Below are 21,399 nucleotides of genomic sequence, written 5' to 3' on the forward strand. Positions count from 1 at the left end.
AGGATGAAGTACTGGATTAAGAGTGACACCTTCATACGAAAAGAGCCATCAACGATTTTTGTTGATGACTCGTATTTACTGTTACAATCCTAGTGAAAATCCCACTAAGAATGCAAAGATTAGAAGTAATATGATTGGCCCCATAAAACGGGCAAATTTGATTATTTCCATTGAGTGGCCTTCTTTTGGTGGGGTTCTTTGAGTAGTGTTGCTTCTACTTGGATAAAACGTGTTCCTTGGAGCAGCAACCTGCGTACAAGTAAACGTCTGTCAAAATCAAACTCGATTTTAACAGACGTTAACTTATACTCCGGTTGCTAAGCGCTCCAATCCACACTCTACCGTTCTGCTCCCTGGACAACTTCCTCCACTTCACCCGACTTCTTGGCTGTTCCCAGTCTGTGGTCGAGGTACTGTGACAGAAGTGACAGTGAGTAACATACGATGAAGTACATGACGGCTAACGCCAAGAACATTGGAATTGTATAATTGGTGTTTTGGCCGTAAATGATTTGTGCATGGTTCATCAAATCCGGCAGCACAATGATAGTTGCCAATGACGTATCCTTCACCAAGGAAATGAATTGACTCACAATCGCTGGAATCATGTTCTTGATGGCTTGCGGCAAGATAATGTACCTCAATGCCTGCCAATAAGACATCCCCGTCGATCTGGCCCCTTCCATTTGTCCGACTGGAATTGAGACAATTCCGGCACGGACAATTTCGGCCACCATCGCCGATTCAAAGACCGCCATGGCGATGACTGACGCCCAAATTGGATCCGGCTTGAAGCCGATATTTGGTAAGCCAAAATAGGTAAAGAAGATAATCAGGATTAGCGGTAAGTTACGGATAATATCAATCACAAAACCGACAATCGCTGATAAATATTTAATTTCAACATATCTGATAATTCCCAAGATTACCCCAAATATGTAACTCAGGATAATCGAACAAACTGAAACCAGGATCGTGACCCAAGCTCCTTCAAGAAGGAACCTGATGTTAATCCATGAATAAGCACCTAAGACTGTTAACATATCTCGATTCCTCCTTTATGCCAATTTCTTTTCAAGGTAACGCATATAGTAACTCAAAGGCAAAGTCAAAATCAGATATAGAACACCAACACACAGATATGTGCTCATACTTTGCAGGGAGTCAGACGCAATAACGTTACCTTGATACATCAAATCGAATCCGGCAACAAAGGCTAAGACTGAAGAGTTCTTAACCAAGTTGATGAATTGGTTGCCCAATGGTGGAATGACATATCGAAAGGCTTGCGGCAAAACGATATAACGCATTGCCTGCCAGAATGATAATCCATTGGCACGAGCGCCTTCCATTTGACCAGGATCAACAGACTGGATTCCTGATCGAACGGTTTCAGCGATAAACGCTGACGAGTAAAGGATCAGGCCAATCGTACCAGAGGCAAAACCACTGATTTCAACAATGTACATTGGAATAACCACGTAGAAGAACATCGTGATAACCAGTAATGGAATGTTCCGGAAAACTTCGATATAAACTCTGGCAATCACTCTAAAGAATTTGTTGGGTACAACTTCCAGGATGGCAAAACCCGAGCCGATGATTAATGCAAAGATCAACGCAATAATCGAGCACAAAAGGGTTTGTCCCAGTCCATAAAGGAGCTCACCACCATAATTTTGAAAAATACTTATCATCGTTCTGCCCCCTTAAAGTCAAATCCGTGAACCTTGTGGAACCACTTATAAAGGAGCTTGTTGTATTGACCGGAATTTTCAACCTTGGTCAGGGCGTTGTTCATCGCGTCTCTCATCTGGCCTTGGCCTTTGTCAACGGCAATTCCATAAGGTTCCTTGGTAAAGGTGCCACCAACAACCGAATAACCTGGGTTTTCGATGGACATCCCATAAAGAATTCCGTTATCAGTGGTTAATGCATCCCCCTGACCGGATTTCAAGGCTGTCAACGCCTGAGAATAATCAGACAGTTGAAGCACTCTGGCTTTAGGCGCAAACTTCTTAATATTTTGAACGGAGTTGGAACCAACCACCCCAAGGACAATGGCGCCCTTATGGTTCAAATCTTTCACATTCTTGATTGGACTACCATTCTTAACGAGGATGGCTTGCCCGGCATCAAAGTATGAGCGTGAAAAGTCAACTTGCTTGGCCCGCTCAGGGGTGATGGTCATGGTTGCCATAATAGCATCAATGTTGCCGTTTCTCAGTAATGGCATCCGGGTTTGACTGGTTACTTGAATGAATCGTGCCTTGCCGTCTTTGCCAAGAATCTGCTTGGTCATCGCTTTGGCCAAATCAATTTCAAATCCCTTGATCTGATTGTCCCGTACATCCATTAAACCAAACAGCTTGGTGTCGGCTTTAACGCCCCATGTGATCGTCTTTGTCTGCTTGTCATCCTTCAGCACATTTTTCTGTGATGCTGCGCTCGAACAGGCACTCAAAGAAACGACCATTAAGAGCAGGGTTAATAATAACCCAATTCTTGATATGATCTTCTTCATGATGCGACCTCCCAATAATGAAATTTTTAATGCGTAATAATTTTCCCAAGAAATTGTCGTGCACGTTCATTGGAGGGTTCACCATCAAAGAATTTGTCGCTTGTGTCATCTTCCAAAATCTGACCGTCATCCATAAAGATAACCCGGTTGGCAACTTCACGGGCAAATCCCATTTCGTGAGTCACAACCAACATGGTCATATCTGAATCTTGCGCAATATCTTTCATAACGTTCAAAACATCATCAATCATTTCTGGATCCAACGCACTGGTTGGTTCATCAAACAACAGACACTTTGGCTTCATTGCCAGAGAACGGGCGATCGCGATACGTTGCTGTTGACCACCTGATAATTGGGCTGGCAATTTGTTGGCTTGGCTTTGAAGACCAACTTGGTCGAGCAATTGCATTGCCAACTCTTTGTTTTCTTTTTCAGGACGCTTCAACACAATTCGTGGTGCTAACATGATATTTTCAAGAACCGTCTTGTTGGCATACAAATTAAAATGCTGGAACACCATCCCAACGTTCTTTCGGATCCGGTTAACATCGGTCTTCTTGTTGGCCAAGTCCTGCCCATTGACGATCAACTTACCTTCTTGAATCGGTTCAAGGCCATTAACCGTTCGGATCAGTGTCGACTTACCAGAACCTGAAGGACCAATTAAAACAACGGTTTCGCCTGCTTCAATCTTCAAATTGATGTCCTTTAAAGCATGGAAATCGCCGTAATACTTTTGTACGTCTTGAAATTCGATCATTGCCATGTCATTTTCCTCCAATGCTTTCAGGCTATTTATTAAAATTGCCTAAGAATGATACTACATCCATAATATGTTAAAAATTTTGATAGGTCAAAAAAATGTTACAAAAATTTTATCTCCATGTCACATTTTCTATCAACGGAGTTAATCCGATGATAAAGCCATTCAAACTCGACCATTATTTTGGATGTATAAATTTGGGTAATTATCTAATTATAATTCACCATCAGCGAAAATGGAAACCCCATTTGAATAAAATTTAATTGGAAGCTCATTTTGTGGCTAAAAAATGAGAGCTCAAAAATAACGTGCAATCCAAACCCAGCCCGGGTTGAATTGCACGTTATTAAGATGAGAAAATATTAATTTTCAGAAATGTAATCGAGAATTTGAAACATGACGTTTTTATTTTCTGCTGGAACCTGACGAGCCAAAATTTCATCAGCTGACTGATTCAACACCGAACCTTGGATGTATGCAGCGTCATTGACGACCATCTCGCGAACATTATCTTCTTTGGGCTCAAAGTGAAACTGCAACCCGACAACCCGGTGATTCAACACAAATCCCTGGTTGGCCAAGTGGTCGCTTGAGAACAATAAATCTGCATCATCGGGAAGTTCAAACATATCCTCGTGCCAATGCAGCGCCGTCAATTGCTCAGGTAGTCCAGGAATCACGTCGGACTTTCGATACACCGGGGCCCAACCAACTTCTTTTGCCGGACCCTTGGAAACAGCGTAGCCCAAGGCTTTGGCAATCTGCTGAGCCCCAAAACAGGCACCAAAGATTGGTGTTTGAGCATCCAACAGTTGTTGAATCAATTCCCGTTCTTGTTGAATCCACGGCAAATCGTCATTAGGACTCATTGGTCCGCCGAGAATGATCAACATATCAGTCTGAGCTGCAGTTGGCAGTAGGCCAAATTGATCCGGATGATAAATGTACATCTGATGCCCCTTGGCATGCGCCCAGTCCTGAATGGATCCGGGTCCCTCATCGGCGGCGTGTTGTAAAACATTAATTCTCATAATGAGGCCCTTTCGTTTATAACTTCTTGTAAGCAACCATTGCCCGCAGCTTATAGTCTTGTGGCGCTTCAATCACCCCAGCCCGGCCGATCTGCTTGTATGGTCCACCAACTAAGGTCACTGATGCCAAGTATAACTTGACCTGACTCAAATCAAGCGATCGAATCGACTGCAGGCCAATCCGCTTAATTTCGCCGACCGGATAGATCTCTGCTTGGTTCAAACCGCAATAGACCATCAATGACGAACCTTGTTTTTGCATTTCAAAATAAGGAAGCAATACGCCTTTGCCAATGGCATAAATCGGCTTACTATTAACCTTCAGCAGTTCATAGATCTTCCGGTCACTCATGCCGTTATAGTCGGCCTTAAACAGCTGTTGGCGTTCCATTTGGGAAACCAGTCGATCAATATTAGCCTGCTGCATTGGGCTGACCTCAATTTTAGCCGGTAACAGGTGTTGGTCGTCGAACAAGCCGTTAGCCGGCACGTTTCGTTCATCAGCGATGACGGTGGTGCCCATTTTGGATTGCACCTGAGTTTCTCGTGGGTGCTCTTGAATGTGCAGCAGCTTGGCAATTTTCGGTGAAATATCGAACCACGGCTGCTTCTTAGTAAAGTAATAAAAGAAGTTGCAAATTGTAAAGTACAGCAAAATGATTGCGACTAATAAAATCGGGACACCCTTGCTAAACATCTGATTCTGTAAGAAACGAAAACTGATGTAAAACAGGTAGACGTCACCAAAGAAGCCTAACACTGTGTAAATCCGGCTCTTAAGGGTCACATTAATATTGAAGTACCCCAGGTAGTGGTTAACCATGTCCAAAAAGCTAAACATTAGTTAGTTCCCTCCCCTGTATTGCCAGTCGTCACATCAGCGTTGGCATTCGTATTATTGTTATTTTGAGTGTTGGTTCCGCCCGTTGTCCCGGTTGTTTGACTACTACTTTCACTACCGGTCTGGGTATTTTGATCGGAATTATTGTTATTAGTGGTAGTACCGCCGGTCGTTGTCCCTTTATTAGTGGTTGTACCCTTATTGGTAGTCGTTCCTTTATTGGTCGTTGTCCCGGTTGTCGTATTCTTGTTGTTATTGGTCGTATCATCGTTGGTTTGATCATCTGAAGAGCTGGCGTTCTTTTCGCTCTCGGCTTTTTCAGACGAAGCCTTGGCCGCAGACGATTCTTCAGCGGCCTTCTTCTTTTCGGAGGCTTCCTTAGCCTTCTCAGCTTTTTCTTTCGCATCCGAATCGTTGGTCTTTTTCTTATTCCCATAGATGGAATCCGAAATCTTTTTTTGATTGGTCGTTTGAGTGGTCCTAGGGGTTCCTTCATTGGTGGACGTCACATTATTGACCACAACGTTAGTGGCGCCGAGTGCCAAAGAAATTGAGAGAATGGCAAATGGCGTAATTAATGGTGGAATTCTATTATCCATTCAAAAAACTTCCTTACTAAATTTTTGTAGCCTCCATTATCGCATAAGAATATGAACGAAACCTAAACAATTCGTTAATTATTCATTAAGTTGACGCACTGAGGGCACAAGCCATAAATCTGAAACAAATGACCAGTCACTTCACAGCCAGCCAGCTGGGAAGTGATTTCAGGACTCAATGGACAATCCTTGAGTTCGATCACTTTGCCGCAGTTACTACAGATAAAGTGGTGGTGATGCTCATGTTGAAAATCACACTGGAATTTAACTGATGCCCGATCACCCTGCACCTGCCGCTCAACAATCCCCAAATTGGCAAACTCGGAAATGTTGCGGTAAATCGTGTTATGACTCATGTTGGGAAAGGTTTTGCGCATGAAATCATCAATGCTGGTGACTTCAACAAACTTATGCGTCGCTGTGCCGACTAAAAATTCAATCATCGCGCGGCGTTGCTTGGTAATCTTGAAGTTATTCTCTTTTAAAACTTTGGTCGCTTGTTCAATTGCTGCAGGCATACTGTTCACCTCTAATAAGTAATTATTACTGTTTATTGCATCCTACCATAATCTACTTTCAGCAACAACTATCCCGCCGTTTCTTGACGATAATTCTCAACGATTTTATCAATTTGTTGACGCGTCTGCTGCCAATCCTGGTTAACCACTTGATAAGCCTTGCCCTGCAGTTCATAAGGCATTTCGAGATCACGATGATACTCCTTACTGCTGACCCGTTTGGCAACCATCTCAGCATTGTCACCACGCCCCTGCATTCGGCGTTTGAGTTCTTCAGTATCGCCGACCTGCAGAAAAATGATGACTGCCTTTTCGCCCAGTTTCTGCTTATATGTAATGGCTCCGGCAGTGTCCAGGACAATCGTCGCAAATGGTGATTTCTCCCAGGCATTCTCTAAGCCTTCGTAGGATGAACCATAATAGTGGCCGGCATAGTGGACGGACTCCAAAAAGTGATTGTCAAAGAACGATTGGTCGTCCTCAAAATAATAGTCCACCCCGTCACGTTCATTTTCCCGCGGCGGCCGGGTGGTGTGGGTGATCACCCGGGCCATTTGATATTGGTCATGTAAATAATCACGAACGGTTGTCTTGCCGCTGCCAGCGGCTCCGGTAATCACAAATACTCGATTCTTCATCAGGCTTCCTCGATGTTTTCTTTATTGCGGATATAGGTGTCGGCGTGCTTAAGCAGTTGTCGGAGATTATCATAGGTTAACTTTTCGTAAGCATCTTCATAGTCAAACCATCCAAATGAGTTGATCTCTTCATCCTGCTTTCGAACCTTGACTTCTGGCGCCACCCGGCTGACAAAGAAAGTCACGTCCTTGTGGTGGCCGTTGTTCATATCGTACTCAACCTTTTCTTTAAAGTTGGCGTCGATTTGCGTCTTTAAGCTGGTTTCCTCGTGAATTTCACGGACTGCTGTTTGGATGAGATTTTCATTCTTCTCGACGTGTCCTTTGGGTAATCCCCAAAAATCAGAGGTGGCACTCTGCAATAACAGGTACCAGATCTTGCCGTCTCTAATTTCATAAACCACTGCACCACTCGCATATTCAGTAACCATCATTAATCTCCTTTTAAACTTTCATTGTTTTCTTCAATAACATTGGTGCCACAATCGTCGACAATACAATGACAATAATAATTTCAGAGTACAGGTTCTTGGCCATCAAATTGGCGGACAACCCGATTTGGGCGATAATCAGCGCCATTTCACCCCGTGATACCATCCCGGAACCAACAATAAACGCGCTGCTCCAATTCATTTTGGTGATCCAAGCACCCAGGGCGCCGCCAAACAACTTGGTAGCGATCGCTAAAATCGTCATGATGACAATGAAGCCCAGGTTCTTGATGACATTGTTGAACTCCATATCCAAGCCAATGCTGACAAAGAAGATCGGAATGAAAAAGGTGTATCCGACTGAGCTGACACTACTGGAGATTTCATCTTGAAATTTCGTCTGTGAAACGGCCACCCCAGCAAAGAAGGCGCCAACCACCGAACTCAAGCCTAAAGCGTCAGCGGACCAGGCCATTGTCAAACAGATCACCAGCGAGGTAATCGCTACCGAGCCGTGGACCGGCAATCGTTCTGCCACTCGCAGTACCACCGGGACCACCCATTTAACCAGGATGATCACACCTAAAAAGTACATCAATTGATACAGTGTGGCAACCAGTAAATTCGACGATCCACTGCCGCTAACTCCAAAGGAGCTGACGAAGATACTCAGCAAAATCACGGCAATGATGTCATCAACCACTGCTGCTCCCAGAATTGTCGCGCCTTCCTTGGTGTTCAATTTCTTGAACTCGCGAAGCACTTCGACACTAATTGAGACCGAAGTTGCCGCGAAGATAACGCCCCAAAAAATTGAGCGCTCAAAGCCCTGCCCCATGATTTGGCCGTAGCCGTAAAAGACAATCATGGGGAACAAGACGCCGATTGCCGCCACACTAATTGCCGGTTTGAAATACTTCTTGAGTAAATCCAGATCGCTTTCGATCCCGGCAATGAACATCAAAATAATCACGCCGATTTCTGCCCCGGCGTGCATCAGTTCCGTATTGTGCAGGACCCCTAAGATACCCGGGCCTAAAATAACCCCGGCGATCAACTGGCCGATCACAGCCGGCATCCCTAATCGTTGACTAATCGCTGCCGCCAATAATGTTGCAATTAAAATGAGTGCAATTTGACCCACAAACGCCATCTAATAACCCTTTCTTTTCTTAACCATTAGTTACGTACTATTGATATTAGTTTACCATACCAATTGCCCGCGTTCATGGGCTGAGACCGGTAATTTTAAGAACTTAATTTCACAATCAAGATACTTTCAATTTCTGGTAATATTCCGATATAATGAAAGCGATTACAAGGAAGGAATATTTACACTTGGGGGTGAATAATCATGGAGCGTTCCAAGAGACTACTCAACTTTTTGTTAATGATCACGACGACCGCCATCCTGATGTTTGTGGGGATGGTCTTAAATAACCAAACGCCGATGGTCACGGCCGCCAATGCAGCCACTACTCAAGACGAACAGACCATCGACAAAATAATGCCGAATGAGAAACTGCGAGAATTAGTTTTAATCAATATGAAAGATCAAAAGATCATTCAAGATCCCAACTTTACCTTGAGTGACTTCACGCCGACCACATTTAAGGAAGATTTGGCAAAACTAACTCAGCTGGGCTGGGAGATTGGAACCAACGAACAAGTGGACCGCCAAGAACCGGTCAATGGCGGCAACGGTTCGGTCGGCCCTGCAAATAAGGGTAATTATTCACTGGAAGGCTTGGAATATTGTACGAACCTCACCAAGCTTGAATTGAACGCAGACTTAAATAGAGGAAGTAAATTTCATCATGATGACATTATTGATGTCTCACCACTTGAAGGTCTGGAAAAACTTGAATATATCAACTTGTCAGGTAATCGAATTCAAGACATTTCACCAATTGCGGGTCTGAAGAATGTCAAGACTTTATATCTCAATAACAACTGCATCAATAATCTAAACACATTGGACGCTGAACAATATACCGAGGGATTTAACTACCTGGAGCAAATCGTCATTAAACCACTACAAGTGCTCCACTCCAACACCTACACTTGGAAAGCACCGTTTGTGGACGCCTTACCAAAAAACGTTAAAACCGAGGATAACAAACCATTCCAGCCTTACCAGCAAAAATTTCTCCGTCCGGGAACCCTTGCTTATGGCAACCCAACCGATACCAAGTACTCTCAAATTGACGTCTTCCGCAACGGCACTCGTGGGACTGGTGTGGCCCAGGGAACCACAACCATTAACGGTGATGATTTCACCTACACAAATTTGGCACCGCAAATTATCCCGACAGATCCCACTAACCCATGGGCCAGCTACTATCCAAACGCAACCGTTGTTAACAATACCTACACTTACTACATGATTGCGCAATATAACGTCTACCCAGGAGAACCGCTCTACGCAGCACTGAGCTACTTTATGCCATACGTCATTCAACCAGAAGAAGCCCAGCCGGTCACAGTTGAGTATGTCGACACCAACGGCAACTCAATTCATGCGTCAGCTACGATCAAGGGTGAAATTGATCAAGCCTTCGATCTTTCAACAGCCGATTACAAATTAAATATCCCAGGTTACACCTTCTCCAAATACGATCCGGCACAAACCGGCAAAATTACCGGAGAAAAGCAAACCTTCAAGCTCATTTACACCAAGAATTCAACACCGGTCAACCCGACGCCACCGACCACACCAAATCCACCAACCAATCCGGAAACCCCAACCTTCCCAGTTCACCCAACCCCACCAAGCGGAACGCAGTTACCAAATTATGCGAAAACTACTGGTGAAGTCGTCTACTCACTGAAGAAGATTTACCTATACAAGAATCCAACCTTCAAAAAAGCTGAGCGACTGGTTGGTTATACTCAAAAGCCACGGGTCTTCCGACCAATGTTTGTGGTCACCGGATACAGCTATTCCAACGCAGGCCGCATACGTTTCAAAGTCGTCGATGTCAACCATGACAGTCCAACTGCGGGAATGACCGGCTACATCACCACTAAGTCCAGCTTCGTTTCTCCGGTTTACTACCAGGCAGTCCCAAAGTTCATCACCGTCATCAGCCCAAATGGAGTCATCGAATACAACGAAAAGGACCTCACCAAGCCAGTCCAGACGTTCAAGCAGGGAAGAATCCTAAAGGTCGAGTCAATCACCACCCACAACTTGACCACCCGTTACATGCTGGGCAATGGTAATTTCATCACTGCCAACCGTAAGCTGGTTATGAACGGTAAACAAAAGCAGCCAACCAGAGTGGTCGCCAAAAAAGCAATCAACCGCTATACCACTGCCAATTTCACCAAGAAAAACGGTCACTACAAGAAAGGCGCCAAGATTAAAGTCAACTTCTACACCTATAGCCATGATGCGTCGAACACCAAGTCCGGTGCCAAGCGATTCTCTGTCAAGGGTGGCTATATTACCGCCAATCCGAAGTTTGTGAAAGTCTATTATAAATAATTACCCAAAAGAGGCGAAACATCATTCTTTGTCAGTTATGTCATCGCCTCTTTTGAGTTCCACTGTCATATAGATTAAACCTGGGACAATCGGCTGATCCCGGCCATTTAAGCAAATAATCCAGTTATTCCAAAACCAGGAATAACTGGATTATTTACTTAAATTCTGGGATCAAAGCGCCTCGCGCCCCACTCTTCATTTAATCTAAATACCCCTTGGTAGCCGCAATAATTTCCTGCAGCCCCTTCTTGGCATCCGAGAACATCATACTGGTCTGATCTTCACTAAACAGTGGGTTTTGAACACCGGCGTAACCGGTACTCATGGAACGCTTAATGACAACGACGGACTTTGATTTATCAACATCCAAAATTGGCATCCCCGAAATGGCGTTACCCTTTTCACGAGCCAATGGATTGGTAACATCGTTAGCGCCAATAACCAGCGAAACGTCAGTATTTTCAAACATCGAGTTGGCTTCATCCAACTGTTTCATTTGATCGTAAGGAACGTTGACATCGGCGAGCAAAACGTTCATATGGCCAGGCATCCGGCCGGCAACTGGGTGAATCGCATAGTTGACGTTAATTCCGGCATCCGTCAGCAATTTCGCCAACTCAGCGACTTCATGCTGAGCCTGAGCGGCAGCCAAACCATAACCGGGAACGATCATGACATTGTGCGCATAGGCCAGCTGCATGCCGACATCATCGGGTGTGGTCTTCTTAATGTTGGTTGGCACCTCAGCACCCGCACCAATACTGCCGTTGGAATCGCCACTACCGAAGCCGCCAGCAATAATGTTGGCAACTGATCGGTTCATTGCTTCGGCCATTTGCAGGGTCAAAATTGTTCCGGCCGCACCAACCAGCGCACCAGCGATAATCAAGACCTGATTATCAATGACAAATCCGGCAAAGGCAACCGCCAAACCGGTAAAGGCGTTCAAAAGTGAAACAACCACCGGCATGTCGGCACCACCAATTGGCAAGGTCATCAATAGGCCAAAAATCAAACTGGCTAACAATGCCAGTACCATAGGCCAGTAAGCGGAAGGAAAACCAATCATCCAAACACCGGCAACGATAATTGCTAACACTGCCAGACCGTTAATCAATTTGTCGCCGGGAAACGAAATTGGTTTGCCGGGCACATGTCCGGACAATTTACCGGTTGCAATTAGCGAGCCTGAGAAGGTAATCCCACCAATAATAATGTCAAGCAGCACTGGAATGGAAAAGGCCAGGCTCAAAGAGGTACCGACAGCTTCGTGGGTGTAATCGAAAATCCCGATTGTGGCAGCGGCACCGCCACCAACGGCGTTAAACAGCGAAACCAATTGAGGAACATCGGTCATTGGCACTTTGCGTGCGCGGATAACTCCATACAAAATTCCGATTAACAGACCCGCAAACAATACCGTCCAGCCAATTAAGGTAATCTGACCCTTGGAGATAATTTCAACTAAAATCATGACAACTGCCATGGCCATCCCAAGTCCGGAAAGTAAATTACCATTCCGAGCCGTCTTTGGGGAGCGCATCATGTGAACACCAATCACATAGCAGACCGCTGACAGCAGGTAAATTAGGGAAGCAATCGTTTTAAGGAGTGACATTATTTGTCGCCTCCCTTGTCAGCTGAATTCGGCTGTTTTTTCGGCCGGTTAAACATTCCCAGCATCCGGTCAGTCACGGTGTAACCACCGGCGACGTTGACAGCTGCAAAGAATGCGGCTAGAAATGCCAACAGGTAGAAATACCAGCTGCTGGCTTCTGCAGCAATCACAAAGGCACCGACAACGACGACGCCATGAATCGCATTGGCACCAGACATCATTGGCGTCTGCAGGGTTGAGGGAATTTTACTCATAACTTCAAACCCAACTAGCAGGCTCAAAACAAAAATGGCTAAATTCGTATATAATTCTTGACTCATAATGACTAATCCCCCTTCTCAGCTGATTTGTCGTCAGAATCGGCAGGGGCAGCATCGTCTTCAGCCGGTTTTGAAATTGGCAGGTTCAGCGCTTTTCTGACTCGTTCAGAAATAATTTCGCCATGGTCGGTCGCAACCAATTGGCTCATTACGTCATCTTTTAAATCGATGGTAATTTGAGCATCCTTATCAGCAACATCATTAATCACTGCCTGAACGTTCTTAGAGAACATTTCAGAAGCCGACGTTGCCATTTCACTGGCTAAATTCCCGGCCCCAATCAGTTGAACACCGGAATCAGTGATCACTGTTTGGTCGGGCTTTGATCCAGCGACATTACCACCCAAATCACTGGCAGCCAAATCAACGAAGACGCTACCTGGTTTAGCGTTATCAACGGCGGCTTGAGGAACCAGCAGTGGCGGCTTTCTTCCAGGAACCTGCGCGGTGGTGATGACAATATCATTTTGTTTGATAAACCCAATTAATTCGTCTTGCTGCTGCTTTTGCTCATCAGCAGACAATTGACGGGCATAACCGCCTTCACCGACAGCACTGACTGAACTAGTGAGAAATTCGGCACCGAGTGATTCAACTTCGCCTCGAGACGCTGGACGAACATCATAACCGGAAACAATTGCCCCCAGCCGTTTGGCAGTTCCAATGGCTTGCAGGCCGGCAACTCCGGTCCCTAAGACCAACACTTTGGCAGGCTTGGCAGTCCCCGCAGCAGTGATCATCATTGGGAAATAACGGGCGAATTTGTCAGCAGCCACCAAAGCAGCTTTGTAACCGGCAATTGAGGCTTGTGAACTTAAGACATCCATGCTTTGGGCACGGGAAATGGTCCGCGGCAGCAGTTCAAACGACAGCGCCGTGACCTTCTGTTTAGCAAGTTTTTGCACCGAGTCCAAATCGGTCAAGGCCTTCAACAAGCCAATTAAAATCTGTCCCTCATGCAACTTGCCCAAAGTCTCTGAATCAGGTAAATCAACCGTCGCAATCACATTGGCCTGACTAACTGCATCGTCTCGGCTAACGACTTTTGCGCCAGCATCTTGGTAGGCCTGGTCAGAAAAATAAGCATTCTGACCAGCGCCCTGTTCGATCATAACTTCAAACTTGCTGTGAACTAATTTCGCAGCCACATCCGGTGTGATTGCCACACGGTTTTCATCGCCAGATTCCTTCAAAGCAGCAATAATCGTAGACATTAAAGCGACCCCCTTCACAATCATTTTGCAAACGCTTTATACGGTTCAAGGCTAGTCCTCTTCATCGAGAATTGCAATGGTTTGTGATTAACTTTACAAGCATAGAAAAACGAACCAAAAAGTTATTTTCGGTTCGTCCTTTTTTCCAAGTATTCATTGTGATCGTTAGTTAGTGATTAACCATGCCGGTATTAGGAACTTCAGAATTCAAAGTATCGTCAATCGGATTGTCATCAATGACATCCAGATGTTCATTCTGCTTGAGATCAGTTTCACGTCGTTCCAACTCTTTGACAATTTCGGCATGCTTCTCGTCAGTCAAGTCGTAACCAAAGTAAAAGACAATGCAGGAAATCGCACTGGCAATCGCTGGAACTAAGAAATACACGGCACTAATGCCGGAGATTGTGCTGGCAGATTGAGGTTGATTGGCAACGTATCCAGTCATTGTCAAAGCAAGACCAGGAATAAAGCCGGCGACCCCTTGGGCAATTTTCCGCACAAAACTGTAGCCGGAATAAATAATTCCTTCTGAGCGAATCCCGGTTTGCAACTGACCGTATTCAATCACGTCATTCACAAACGCAAAGGCGACGGTCCCACTAAAGCCCAGGAACATGTATGAAATCGTGTTGACGATCAGATAAGGAACGACATGTGAGCCGGTGATAAAAAAGTTGACCAGTTCTGCTGCAATGAATCCCAGTGTTGCGTATATTGCAACGTTCTTCTTACCAATTTTCTTAACCAACGGCGTGGCAAAGATCACCGCTGGAATAATCGATAAAGCACTCAATAGGCTCACAATACTAACGATTCCGACCTGTCCCAAAACGTACTGGAAGTAGTATAGTTGAATACCCATTTTAAGGAACATCGAGCCAACACTAAGAATCGTGAAAATGGATAGAATAATGAACGGACGGTTGGTTAACAGTCCCTTGATCGACTTGAGACCATCCCCCTTTTGGCGGGGCTTATGGTCAATGATGCGTTCCTTGGTTCCGGAGTAACAGAGAATCTGTGAAACAACGCCGGCGGCAGCAAAAATCGCGACCGTGGCAATGTAACCAATTTTGGGCGTCGCAAAGATCGCTACCAGTGGAATTACTACTGCTCCGGTAAGCAAGGCGGCCATTTGTCCAGTTAAGTTGCGAGCGGCAGCCAAAGAAGTCCGATCACCGGAATCCATAGTCATAGCTGCTGCCAGCGAACCATAAGGAATATTTACAACGGAGTAACAAAATCCCATGATGTTATATGAAACGAAGGCATAGATGATCCGCCCGGTCTCACCAAAATTAGGCGTGACAAAACAGGCAACTGTTGCAATTCCCAGGAATAATGAGCCATAGAGAATGTATGGGCGAAACTTTCCGCGTTTGGAAATATGCTGACGAGAATCCATGAAGGCACCAACACTGGTATCTACAAAGGCATCGAAGAATTTGGCGATCAGGAAAATCAACCCTCCCCAATAGGCTGGGATCTGTAAAACATCGGTATAGAATTTTAGTAAGAACAGCTGAGCAAATTGAAACATCAAGCCGTTGCCCAAATCCCCCAATCCATAGGCTACTTTTTCACGCATTTTGAGTTTTTCTGTTTTCAAGGTAAACCCCTCCTTAATCATGTGCTGGTTCTTAGTTTGTTAAGCGCTTTCATTTGAAGCAATAAAAAACCGGCGCACGCGGAATCACGTGTTCCGGTTCGAAAATTAACGATATTATTTTTTATAACCAAAGTTAGGAATCTTAGTCCAGCGGTCTTTCAGGTAACGGACAACCATCTTCGGTTCCCGTGATCTGGTGAAAATTCCTTTCTTATTACCCTGAACCCGTTGAATGCCAAATTTGGTCTGGAAGTCGGCGAAGTTCCACAATTGCTCACCGACAAAGTGTGGGAATTCATCGAAGACCTTGCTGGCCATTCGATAGTAGTCTTCCTGGAATTCTTCAGAGAATGGCTCGTCGTAATTGCTGTGGAGCCCAGGAATGGTGTCGGCGCCGTATTCGGTATACATAATGGGTTTGTCCGGGAATTTGTCAGAATATTCCTGCAGCTCATCGCGGGTTGCTTGTTCAGCCGTCTTCAAATCGCCATTACCAACATACCAGCCATAGTAGCGGTTCAAGGCAATCACATCAACCAATGAAATACAGTTATCCGTCTTCGGAGTGGCCATCATGATGCTGGTGTAGGTGCAAGGTCGCTTTTGGGGGTCCAGTTGACGGGCTTCATCAAATAACGGCTTGAAGTATTCATATGCCCCTTTTGAAAAGGTTGCCGCTTCGTTGGCAATCGACCACATCGCGACACAGGCATGGTTCTTGTCACGGTCGATGATTTCTTTGATCACCTGTTTGTGGGCGTCGGCGGTCTTTAATTTGGTCCAAGTATCGTCTTGGTAGTCGTCGCTCTCAAGCATTGACACATCAAACCCAAAGGTCACCATCAACCCAACAGCTGGCGTTTCATCAATCACCACAATTCCTTCGCGATCACATAACCGCATCATTTCCTCGGAGTATGGATAGTGGGAGGTTCTAAATGAATTAGCGCCCATATCCTTCATCAAATTAATATCCAAGACATTGACCGGTTGGTTGATGCCCCGACCATGAACGTATGAATCTTCATGCTTGCCAAAGCCTTTAAAATAAAATGGTTCGCCGTTAATTAAGAACTGGGCATTCTTAACCTCAATCTTGCGAACACCAAAGTCTTCTGAATAGGTATCGATCACTTCACCATTTCGGCTGACTGTCACTTTTGCGGTATAGAGATAGGCGTTCAACGGCTGCCAAAGATGAACGTGGTCAATATGCAAAGTAGTATCGGCAGAAGTGCCGCTGACCACCGCCTGGCCGTCTTGGTCCAAAATGGTCACTTTAACTCCATCAATCTCCCCGTGGGTAGTGACTTTGACCTCGACGTCAGCACTGGATTCAGCCAGATGGACGTCTGGAACGACCGTGATATCGCTGATATAGTCAGCTGGCGTTGAGTAGATTTTAACTGGTCGTTGAAGACCGGCATAGTTAAAGAAATCAAAGTTTTCGTCAACGTGGCGGAGCTTGTGGCCATCTTGGTCAGTGCTTTCCGAATAGTTGCCAACCGGCAGAGTCGTGTAATCAAGAATATTGCTGAGTTTAACGGTTAAGCGGTTGTCGCTATCTTTTAGATAATCGTTAATTTCCACCTCAAACGGTGTAAAGCCACCCTTATGATGGGTAATTTCCTGGCCGTTGAGGTAAACCCAAGCTTCATGAGTGGCGGAGCCAAATCGCAAAACTAACCGCTGGCTGCGCAATGGTTTGGCAATATCAAAATTAGTTTCGTACCACACAAAGCCGTTGTGCTCACGAATCTTCTTTGACGCGGTTTGATCATTGAAGGAAGCCGGAACCGAAATGACGTCTTCAGTTGGCAACGGCTGTTTGGGATCGATTGGTGTGATCTCCTCATCGATCATAAATTTCCAGAGTCCTGATAAGTCCAGAACCGTTCTGCTGGGTGTTGTGAGTGGGTATAACATAGTTAAAATCCTCCGTTCGTTAGTCAGTATTTGGATCACTGCTTTTCAATGTCTTTAATATAGGCTAAACTGGGATCGAATACTTATCTAATTTTTACTTAAATCGCATTTTATTGACTTTTATGTAACCGCTACCAGAAAGGATCTTGACGATGACCGCGTATGATAACCAATCAACTGCTGAACTGATTCATTCCCTGACCCAAATTGATATTGCCATCATTCAAAAAGACGGCACCCCCGTGGTGCAAATTCAAGAAAACGTGTTACCAGCCTTCCACCGGCTCAACGAGTTTGATCCGATCTTTCAACAAATTGAGCAATTCCATGCTAATGGGTACCTGACTTACACGGATTCCGCCCAGCTGAGCTACGTGGCGGCCCGCCTTGACCAACCTGACGACCAAGTTGTCGTCTTGGGACCGTTCCTAACCACCACCCTGACCATCGATGAAATCAATGACATCGTGGCGATGAATTCCTATACCATCAGCGAACATCGGCAACTCACCCAGTTGTACCAAAGCTTACCGGTGCTGGCAGAAGATAAAATCAACGACTTGGCCACTTTGATGACCAACTTATTTTCCCGACAGCTAGCCACCGCCCACGAAAAAGCCAAAGTAACCCATGGCCCTCAGCCAATTGAAAGATCGTTGATGACGGTTAACAGCGATCATCGGGCGCAAATCGAAGCCAACTATGCCAACGAAGCCAAAATCACCAATGCGATTGCCTCAGGCGATCAAGTCGCCGTCCACCGTCTCAATACAACCATGACCAAGATATTTGATTCCTTCTCGAATCGAATTCCAGGCAAGCCATTACGCTCCTCAAAAAATATCTGCTTTGTTTTCAATACTATTTGTCGAATTGCCGCGCACAAAGGCGGCGTCCACCCGGTCTACCTCAACGACATTTCCGAAAAGTACGCCTTGTTAATCGAGCGCCAAAACACGCTTCAAGGTTTACACATCTTAGTCCACTCGATGACGCGGGAATATTGCCAACTGGTTCTTACCCTCTCAACTTCCGGCTATTCCCCAATGATTCAACGAGCGGCTGACTATATTCTGCTGAACCTGGGGCACCCGATCACGCTCAATCAAATTGCCCAATCTATCGGCACCAATCCGTCATACCTTTCAAGAAAATTTAAGCAGGAGGTCGGCATGACCATCACCGATTACGTCAACCACCGCCGCATCGTTTTGGCAAAACAATATTTGAGCAGACCAACGCCCTCGATTACCGACATCGCCTTGATGACCGGATTCAACGATTTAAATTATTTCATCAGAGTTTTTAAGAAGCTGACTGGCCAGACCCCACTGCAATTTCGGCAAAAGCCGACCGGTTCAGGGATTCAAAAGTAAGGTATAATGGCGTTAACAATCATTTCCAGGAGGTACTTCATGAAAATTAATCAGTTTGCATATGTTCCCACTGATCATCACACTATTGTCAAAGAGTTGGCGGATGTCCATTTCTTAACCGCCCAAACCAAAAAGATGGCAGATCCGGTCATGCTTTATCGCCAATTCCTGCTGAAATTCTTCATTGAAAAGCAGAGCTTGGCCACCCGGATTCAAAAGGTTGCTAATTTGATGGCAACCCCCACTCTAAATGCTTATGAGTTCACGACAACTCAAGCTGCCGTCAGCAAGTTAGCCTTTTATAACGTTGGCTTGCAGCTGTTGGGATTTGAAGTCGGCCTGGACTTCGAGTTGAACGACCCGTTTTCCGCCATGAAAAAATATCGACTGCCAATGGCGGTTGTCGACGATACGCTCGACCGCAATCAGGTCATTGATGCCTGGTACAAACTGCTCAATACGCGAACCAAGTTTGGGCAAACCTTGATTGATTATTTGGCGGGTCAAGGCTACTATCACCAATTCTTCGGAACCGATGAACTGAAACGGCCGCTCATCTTTAACGGTAAGTCCCAGGCGGTCTTTGATACCACTCAACTCATCCGCGACGTGGTTTACGTTGAAGCGCCCTTGGACAATGACCATGATGGCAAACGAGACCTCTTGAAAGCTGAAATCATTCGTCCGGGAGAAACTGAAAACGGCTTGAAGGTACCGGTTATTTTCACTGCCAGCCCTTACGACCAAGGGACTAACGACCACCAAGCCGATCAAATGACCCACGACGTTAATCAGGAAAAATTAACCCGCAAGCAACCCAACCATCTGAGTTATGACGACGTTAAGTTCGATTACGACAACCATGACTTGCCGGAGCCACGGACCATCAAGGATACCAACAAAGTCGCTGAAGAATCATTTGTTAAAACCTGGACTTATTCATTGAATGATTACTTCTTGGCGCGCGGTTTTGCGGTGGTCTATTCATCCGGTGTCGGCACTAAAGATTCTGACGGCGTCCGGACAACCGGGACGCCTGACGAAACCATCAGTGCCACTTCGGTCATCGAGTGGCTGCATGGCGATCGGACCGCATTTACCAACCGGTCCGATCAAATTGCCATTCCGGCTTGGTGGTCCAATGGTAACGTTGGGATGACCGGGCGCTCTTATCTTGGCACCCTCTCAACGGCGGCCGCAATGACGGGTGTTGACGGACTCAAGACCGCTGTGGTTGAAGCCGGCATCTCTAACTATTACGATTATTATCGAGAGAACGGCTTGGTCGTCGCTCCCGGCGGCTTCCAAGGTGAAGATACTGACGTCTTGGGTGAACTCACCTTTAGTCGTGAGCAGTCGGCTGCCGATTATCTCAAAATCAAGGACACTTGGTTGGCCCAGTTGAAGAAACTCACCGCCGGCCAAGACCGGGTGACAGGAAGTTACAACAGTTTTTGGGATAATCGTAATCTCTTGAAGAATGTCAATATCAAAGCTGACATGCTGCTAGTCCACGGTTTGAATGATTGGAATGTTAAGTTGTCCCACGTTTACAATCTCAGAAACACGTTAAAGAATGAAAAGATTACCCAAAAATTAGTCCTTCATCAAGGACAACATGAATACCTCAACAACTTTCGCTCAGTCGATTTCACGGATATCGTCAATCTCTGGCTAACTAACAAATTGTTGGCGGTCGATAATCAAGCTAACCAGATTGTGCCGGATGTTTTGGTACAGGATAACGCTGAACCGGAAACGTGGAACACCTACAAAGACTGGGGCGGCAACGTTAAAGAAATTCCCCTTGACGATAAGCGCTGGACAGATCTGAACGAGAACCATTCATTTAGCGATCAATTGCCAGACGATTTATTTAAGGACTACATCGAAAATACCAAGAAGTGGCAGAAGGCCCTATTTACCAAGAATCATTCCAAGCTTGATAAACACAGTATTAAACTCGTGTCCGAGCCACTGGACCAAGATATCACCGTGGATGGAAGAGCGACGATTACCTTGCGGGCTGCCAGCAGTGCGGACTTAGGCTTGTTGAGTGCGGCTCTGGTTGATTATGGGGTCGAAAAACGTTTGACCGCTGTCCCCCAAATTTTGTCTGCCCAGCAGATTATTACCGGTTACCAATGGCGGAAAGACGATTTGAAAGAATTTTTGCCTGAGAAAAAAGCATCGGCTTACAAGAAGTTCACCGATGCCCATATGAATATGCAAAATCGCACCAACAATTATCAATCGGACGACCTGAAGCCCGGCCAATACTCCAACTTCACCATAGCGTTTCAGCCAACATTTTGGCGCTTGTTGAAAGGGCATCAACTTGGACTGATTATTTACGCCACTGATATGGACTACACCATCCGCAGCAATCAGGATATTTCCTACACAGTTGATCTGAGCGCTTCAAAGATTGAATTACCATTGTTGACTGCCGATGATAAACAGGGATAAATGTGATATGATTTTTATAAATAACAAT

At 45.5% G+C, this 21,399-nt stretch carries 19 protein-coding genes; 3 read left to right on the forward strand and 16 right to left on the reverse strand.

The genetic code is table 11. The features are described 5' to 3' along the window. Nucleotides 1–338 precede the first annotated feature (338 nt). The 11 genes from KE627_RS03300 to KE627_RS03350 form a co-directional block, all read right to left on the reverse strand. A complete protein-coding gene (locus tag KE627_RS03300; protein WP_013728607.1) occupies nt 339–1,043 on the reverse strand; it encodes an amino acid ABC transporter permease in 705 nt (234 codons plus the stop codon). Between the two features lie 15 nt (nt 1,044–1,058). After that, nucleotides 1,059–1,697, reverse strand: coding sequence for an amino acid ABC transporter permease (locus tag KE627_RS03305; protein ID WP_013728608.1), 639 nt, complete (start codon nt 1,695–1,697; stop codon nt 1,059–1,061). After that, nucleotides 1,694–2,524 carry a transporter substrate-binding domain-containing protein gene (locus KE627_RS03310; protein WP_013728609.1) on the reverse strand — a complete coding sequence of 277 codons (831 nt, stop codon included), beginning with the start codon at nt 2,522–2,524 and terminating at the stop codon, nt 1,694–1,696. The genes KE627_RS03305 and KE627_RS03310 overlap by 4 nt, the downstream gene beginning before the upstream one ends. 26 nt (nt 2,525–2,550) lie before the next feature. Then, nucleotides 2,551–3,291 (reverse strand): amino acid ABC transporter ATP-binding protein, encoded by a 741-nt coding sequence (locus KE627_RS03315; protein ID WP_013728610.1) that lies wholly within the window; start codon nt 3,289–3,291, stop codon nt 2,551–2,553. Between the two features lie 359 nt (nt 3,292–3,650). Next, nucleotides 3,651–4,319 carry a type 1 glutamine amidotransferase gene (locus KE627_RS03320; RefSeq protein WP_013728611.1) on the reverse strand — a complete coding sequence of 223 codons (669 nt, stop codon included), beginning with the start codon at nt 4,317–4,319 and terminating at the stop codon, nt 3,651–3,653. A 16-nt stretch (nt 4,320–4,335) separates the two neighbouring features. Next, nucleotides 4,336–5,160 carry a DUF6681 family protein gene (locus tag KE627_RS03325; RefSeq protein ID WP_013728612.1) on the reverse strand — a complete coding sequence of 275 codons (825 nt, stop codon included), beginning with the start codon at nt 5,158–5,160 and terminating at the stop codon, nt 4,336–4,338. Then, complete coding sequence (locus tag KE627_RS03330; protein WP_013728613.1) at nt 5,160–5,759, reverse strand: hypothetical protein; 600 nt, start codon at nt 5,757–5,759, stop codon at nt 5,160–5,162. The genes KE627_RS03325 and KE627_RS03330 overlap by 1 nt, the downstream gene beginning before the upstream one ends. A 74-nt stretch (nt 5,760–5,833) precedes the next feature. Further along, nucleotides 5,834–6,277 (reverse strand): Fur family transcriptional regulator, encoded by a 444-nt coding sequence (locus tag KE627_RS03335; RefSeq protein ID WP_013728614.1) that lies wholly within the window; start codon nt 6,275–6,277, stop codon nt 5,834–5,836. Between the two features lie 68 nt (nt 6,278–6,345). Next, nucleotides 6,346–6,915, reverse strand: a complete 570-nt coding sequence (locus tag KE627_RS03340) for a guanylate kinase (RefSeq protein ID WP_013728615.1) — start codon at nt 6,913–6,915, stop codon at nt 6,346–6,348. Then, entirely contained in the window at nt 6,915–7,346 is a 432-nt protein-coding gene (locus KE627_RS03345) for a bis(5'-nucleosyl)-tetraphosphatase (protein WP_013728616.1), read from the reverse strand. Before KE627_RS03345 ends, KE627_RS03340 begins: the two co-directional genes overlap by 1 nt. 13 nt (nt 7,347–7,359) lie before the next feature. Next, a complete protein-coding gene (locus tag KE627_RS03350) occupies nt 7,360–8,499 on the reverse strand; it encodes a cation:proton antiporter (RefSeq protein ID WP_013728617.1) in 1,140 nt (379 codons plus the stop codon). A 201-nt stretch (nt 8,500–8,700) separates the two neighbouring features. Between KE627_RS03350 and KE627_RS03355 the strand changes: the two genes are divergently transcribed. After that, nucleotides 8,701–10,836 carry a DUF5776 domain-containing protein gene (locus KE627_RS03355; RefSeq protein WP_056939138.1) on the forward strand — a complete coding sequence of 712 codons (2,136 nt, stop codon included), beginning with the start codon at nt 8,701–8,703 and terminating at the stop codon, nt 10,834–10,836. A 199-nt stretch (nt 10,837–11,035) separates the two neighbouring features. On the opposite strand, the gene KE627_RS03360 is transcribed toward KE627_RS03355, so the two are convergent. The 5 genes from KE627_RS03360 to uidA form a co-directional block, all read right to left on the reverse strand. Next, the gene (locus tag KE627_RS03360) at nt 11,036–12,454 is read right to left on the reverse strand and encodes an NAD(P)(+) transhydrogenase (Re/Si-specific) subunit beta (protein WP_013728620.1); all 1,419 of its coding nucleotides are present in this window, start codon (nt 12,452–12,454) and stop codon (nt 11,036–11,038) included. Then, nucleotides 12,454–12,774, reverse strand: a complete 321-nt coding sequence (locus KE627_RS03365) for an NAD(P) transhydrogenase subunit alpha part 2 (protein ID WP_013728621.1) — start codon at nt 12,772–12,774, stop codon at nt 12,454–12,456. Before KE627_RS03365 ends, KE627_RS03360 begins: the two co-directional genes overlap by 1 nt. Before the next feature lie 5 nt (nt 12,775–12,779). Beyond that, nucleotides 12,780–13,988, reverse strand: coding sequence for an NAD(P) transhydrogenase subunit alpha (locus KE627_RS03370; protein ID WP_014940431.1), 1,209 nt, complete (start codon nt 13,986–13,988; stop codon nt 12,780–12,782). Between the two features lie 169 nt (nt 13,989–14,157). Next, nucleotides 14,158–15,600 carry an MFS transporter gene (locus KE627_RS03375; RefSeq protein ID WP_056939139.1) on the reverse strand — a complete coding sequence of 481 codons (1,443 nt, stop codon included), beginning with the start codon at nt 15,598–15,600 and terminating at the stop codon, nt 14,158–14,160. Nucleotides 15,601–15,714: 114 nt separating this feature from the next. Continuing rightward, nucleotides 15,715–17,526, reverse strand: coding sequence for a beta-glucuronidase (uidA, locus tag KE627_RS03380; RefSeq protein ID WP_013728624.1), 1,812 nt, complete (start codon nt 17,524–17,526; stop codon nt 15,715–15,717). A gap of 152 nt (nt 17,527–17,678) precedes the next feature. Here uidA and KE627_RS03385 point away from each other — a divergent pair, with 152 nt between their 5' ends. Beyond that, nucleotides 17,679–18,902: a helix-turn-helix transcriptional regulator gene (locus KE627_RS03385; protein WP_056939140.1), complete on the forward strand. Its 1,224-nt coding sequence runs from the start codon at nt 17,679–17,681 to the stop codon at nt 18,900–18,902. A 39-nt stretch (nt 18,903–18,941) separates the two neighbouring features. Continuing rightward, on the forward strand, nt 18,942–21,371 hold the full coding sequence (locus tag KE627_RS03390; RefSeq protein ID WP_082602322.1) for a Xaa-Pro dipeptidyl-peptidase: 2,430 nt from the start codon (nt 18,942–18,944) through the stop codon (nt 21,369–21,371). Nucleotides 21,372–21,399 lie beyond the last annotated feature (28 nt).

It is taken from the genome of Lentilactobacillus buchneri (assembly GCF_018314255.1).
In the GTDB taxonomy this organism is placed as follows: domain Bacteria; phylum Bacillota; class Bacilli; order Lactobacillales; family Lactobacillaceae; genus Lentilactobacillus; species Lentilactobacillus buchneri.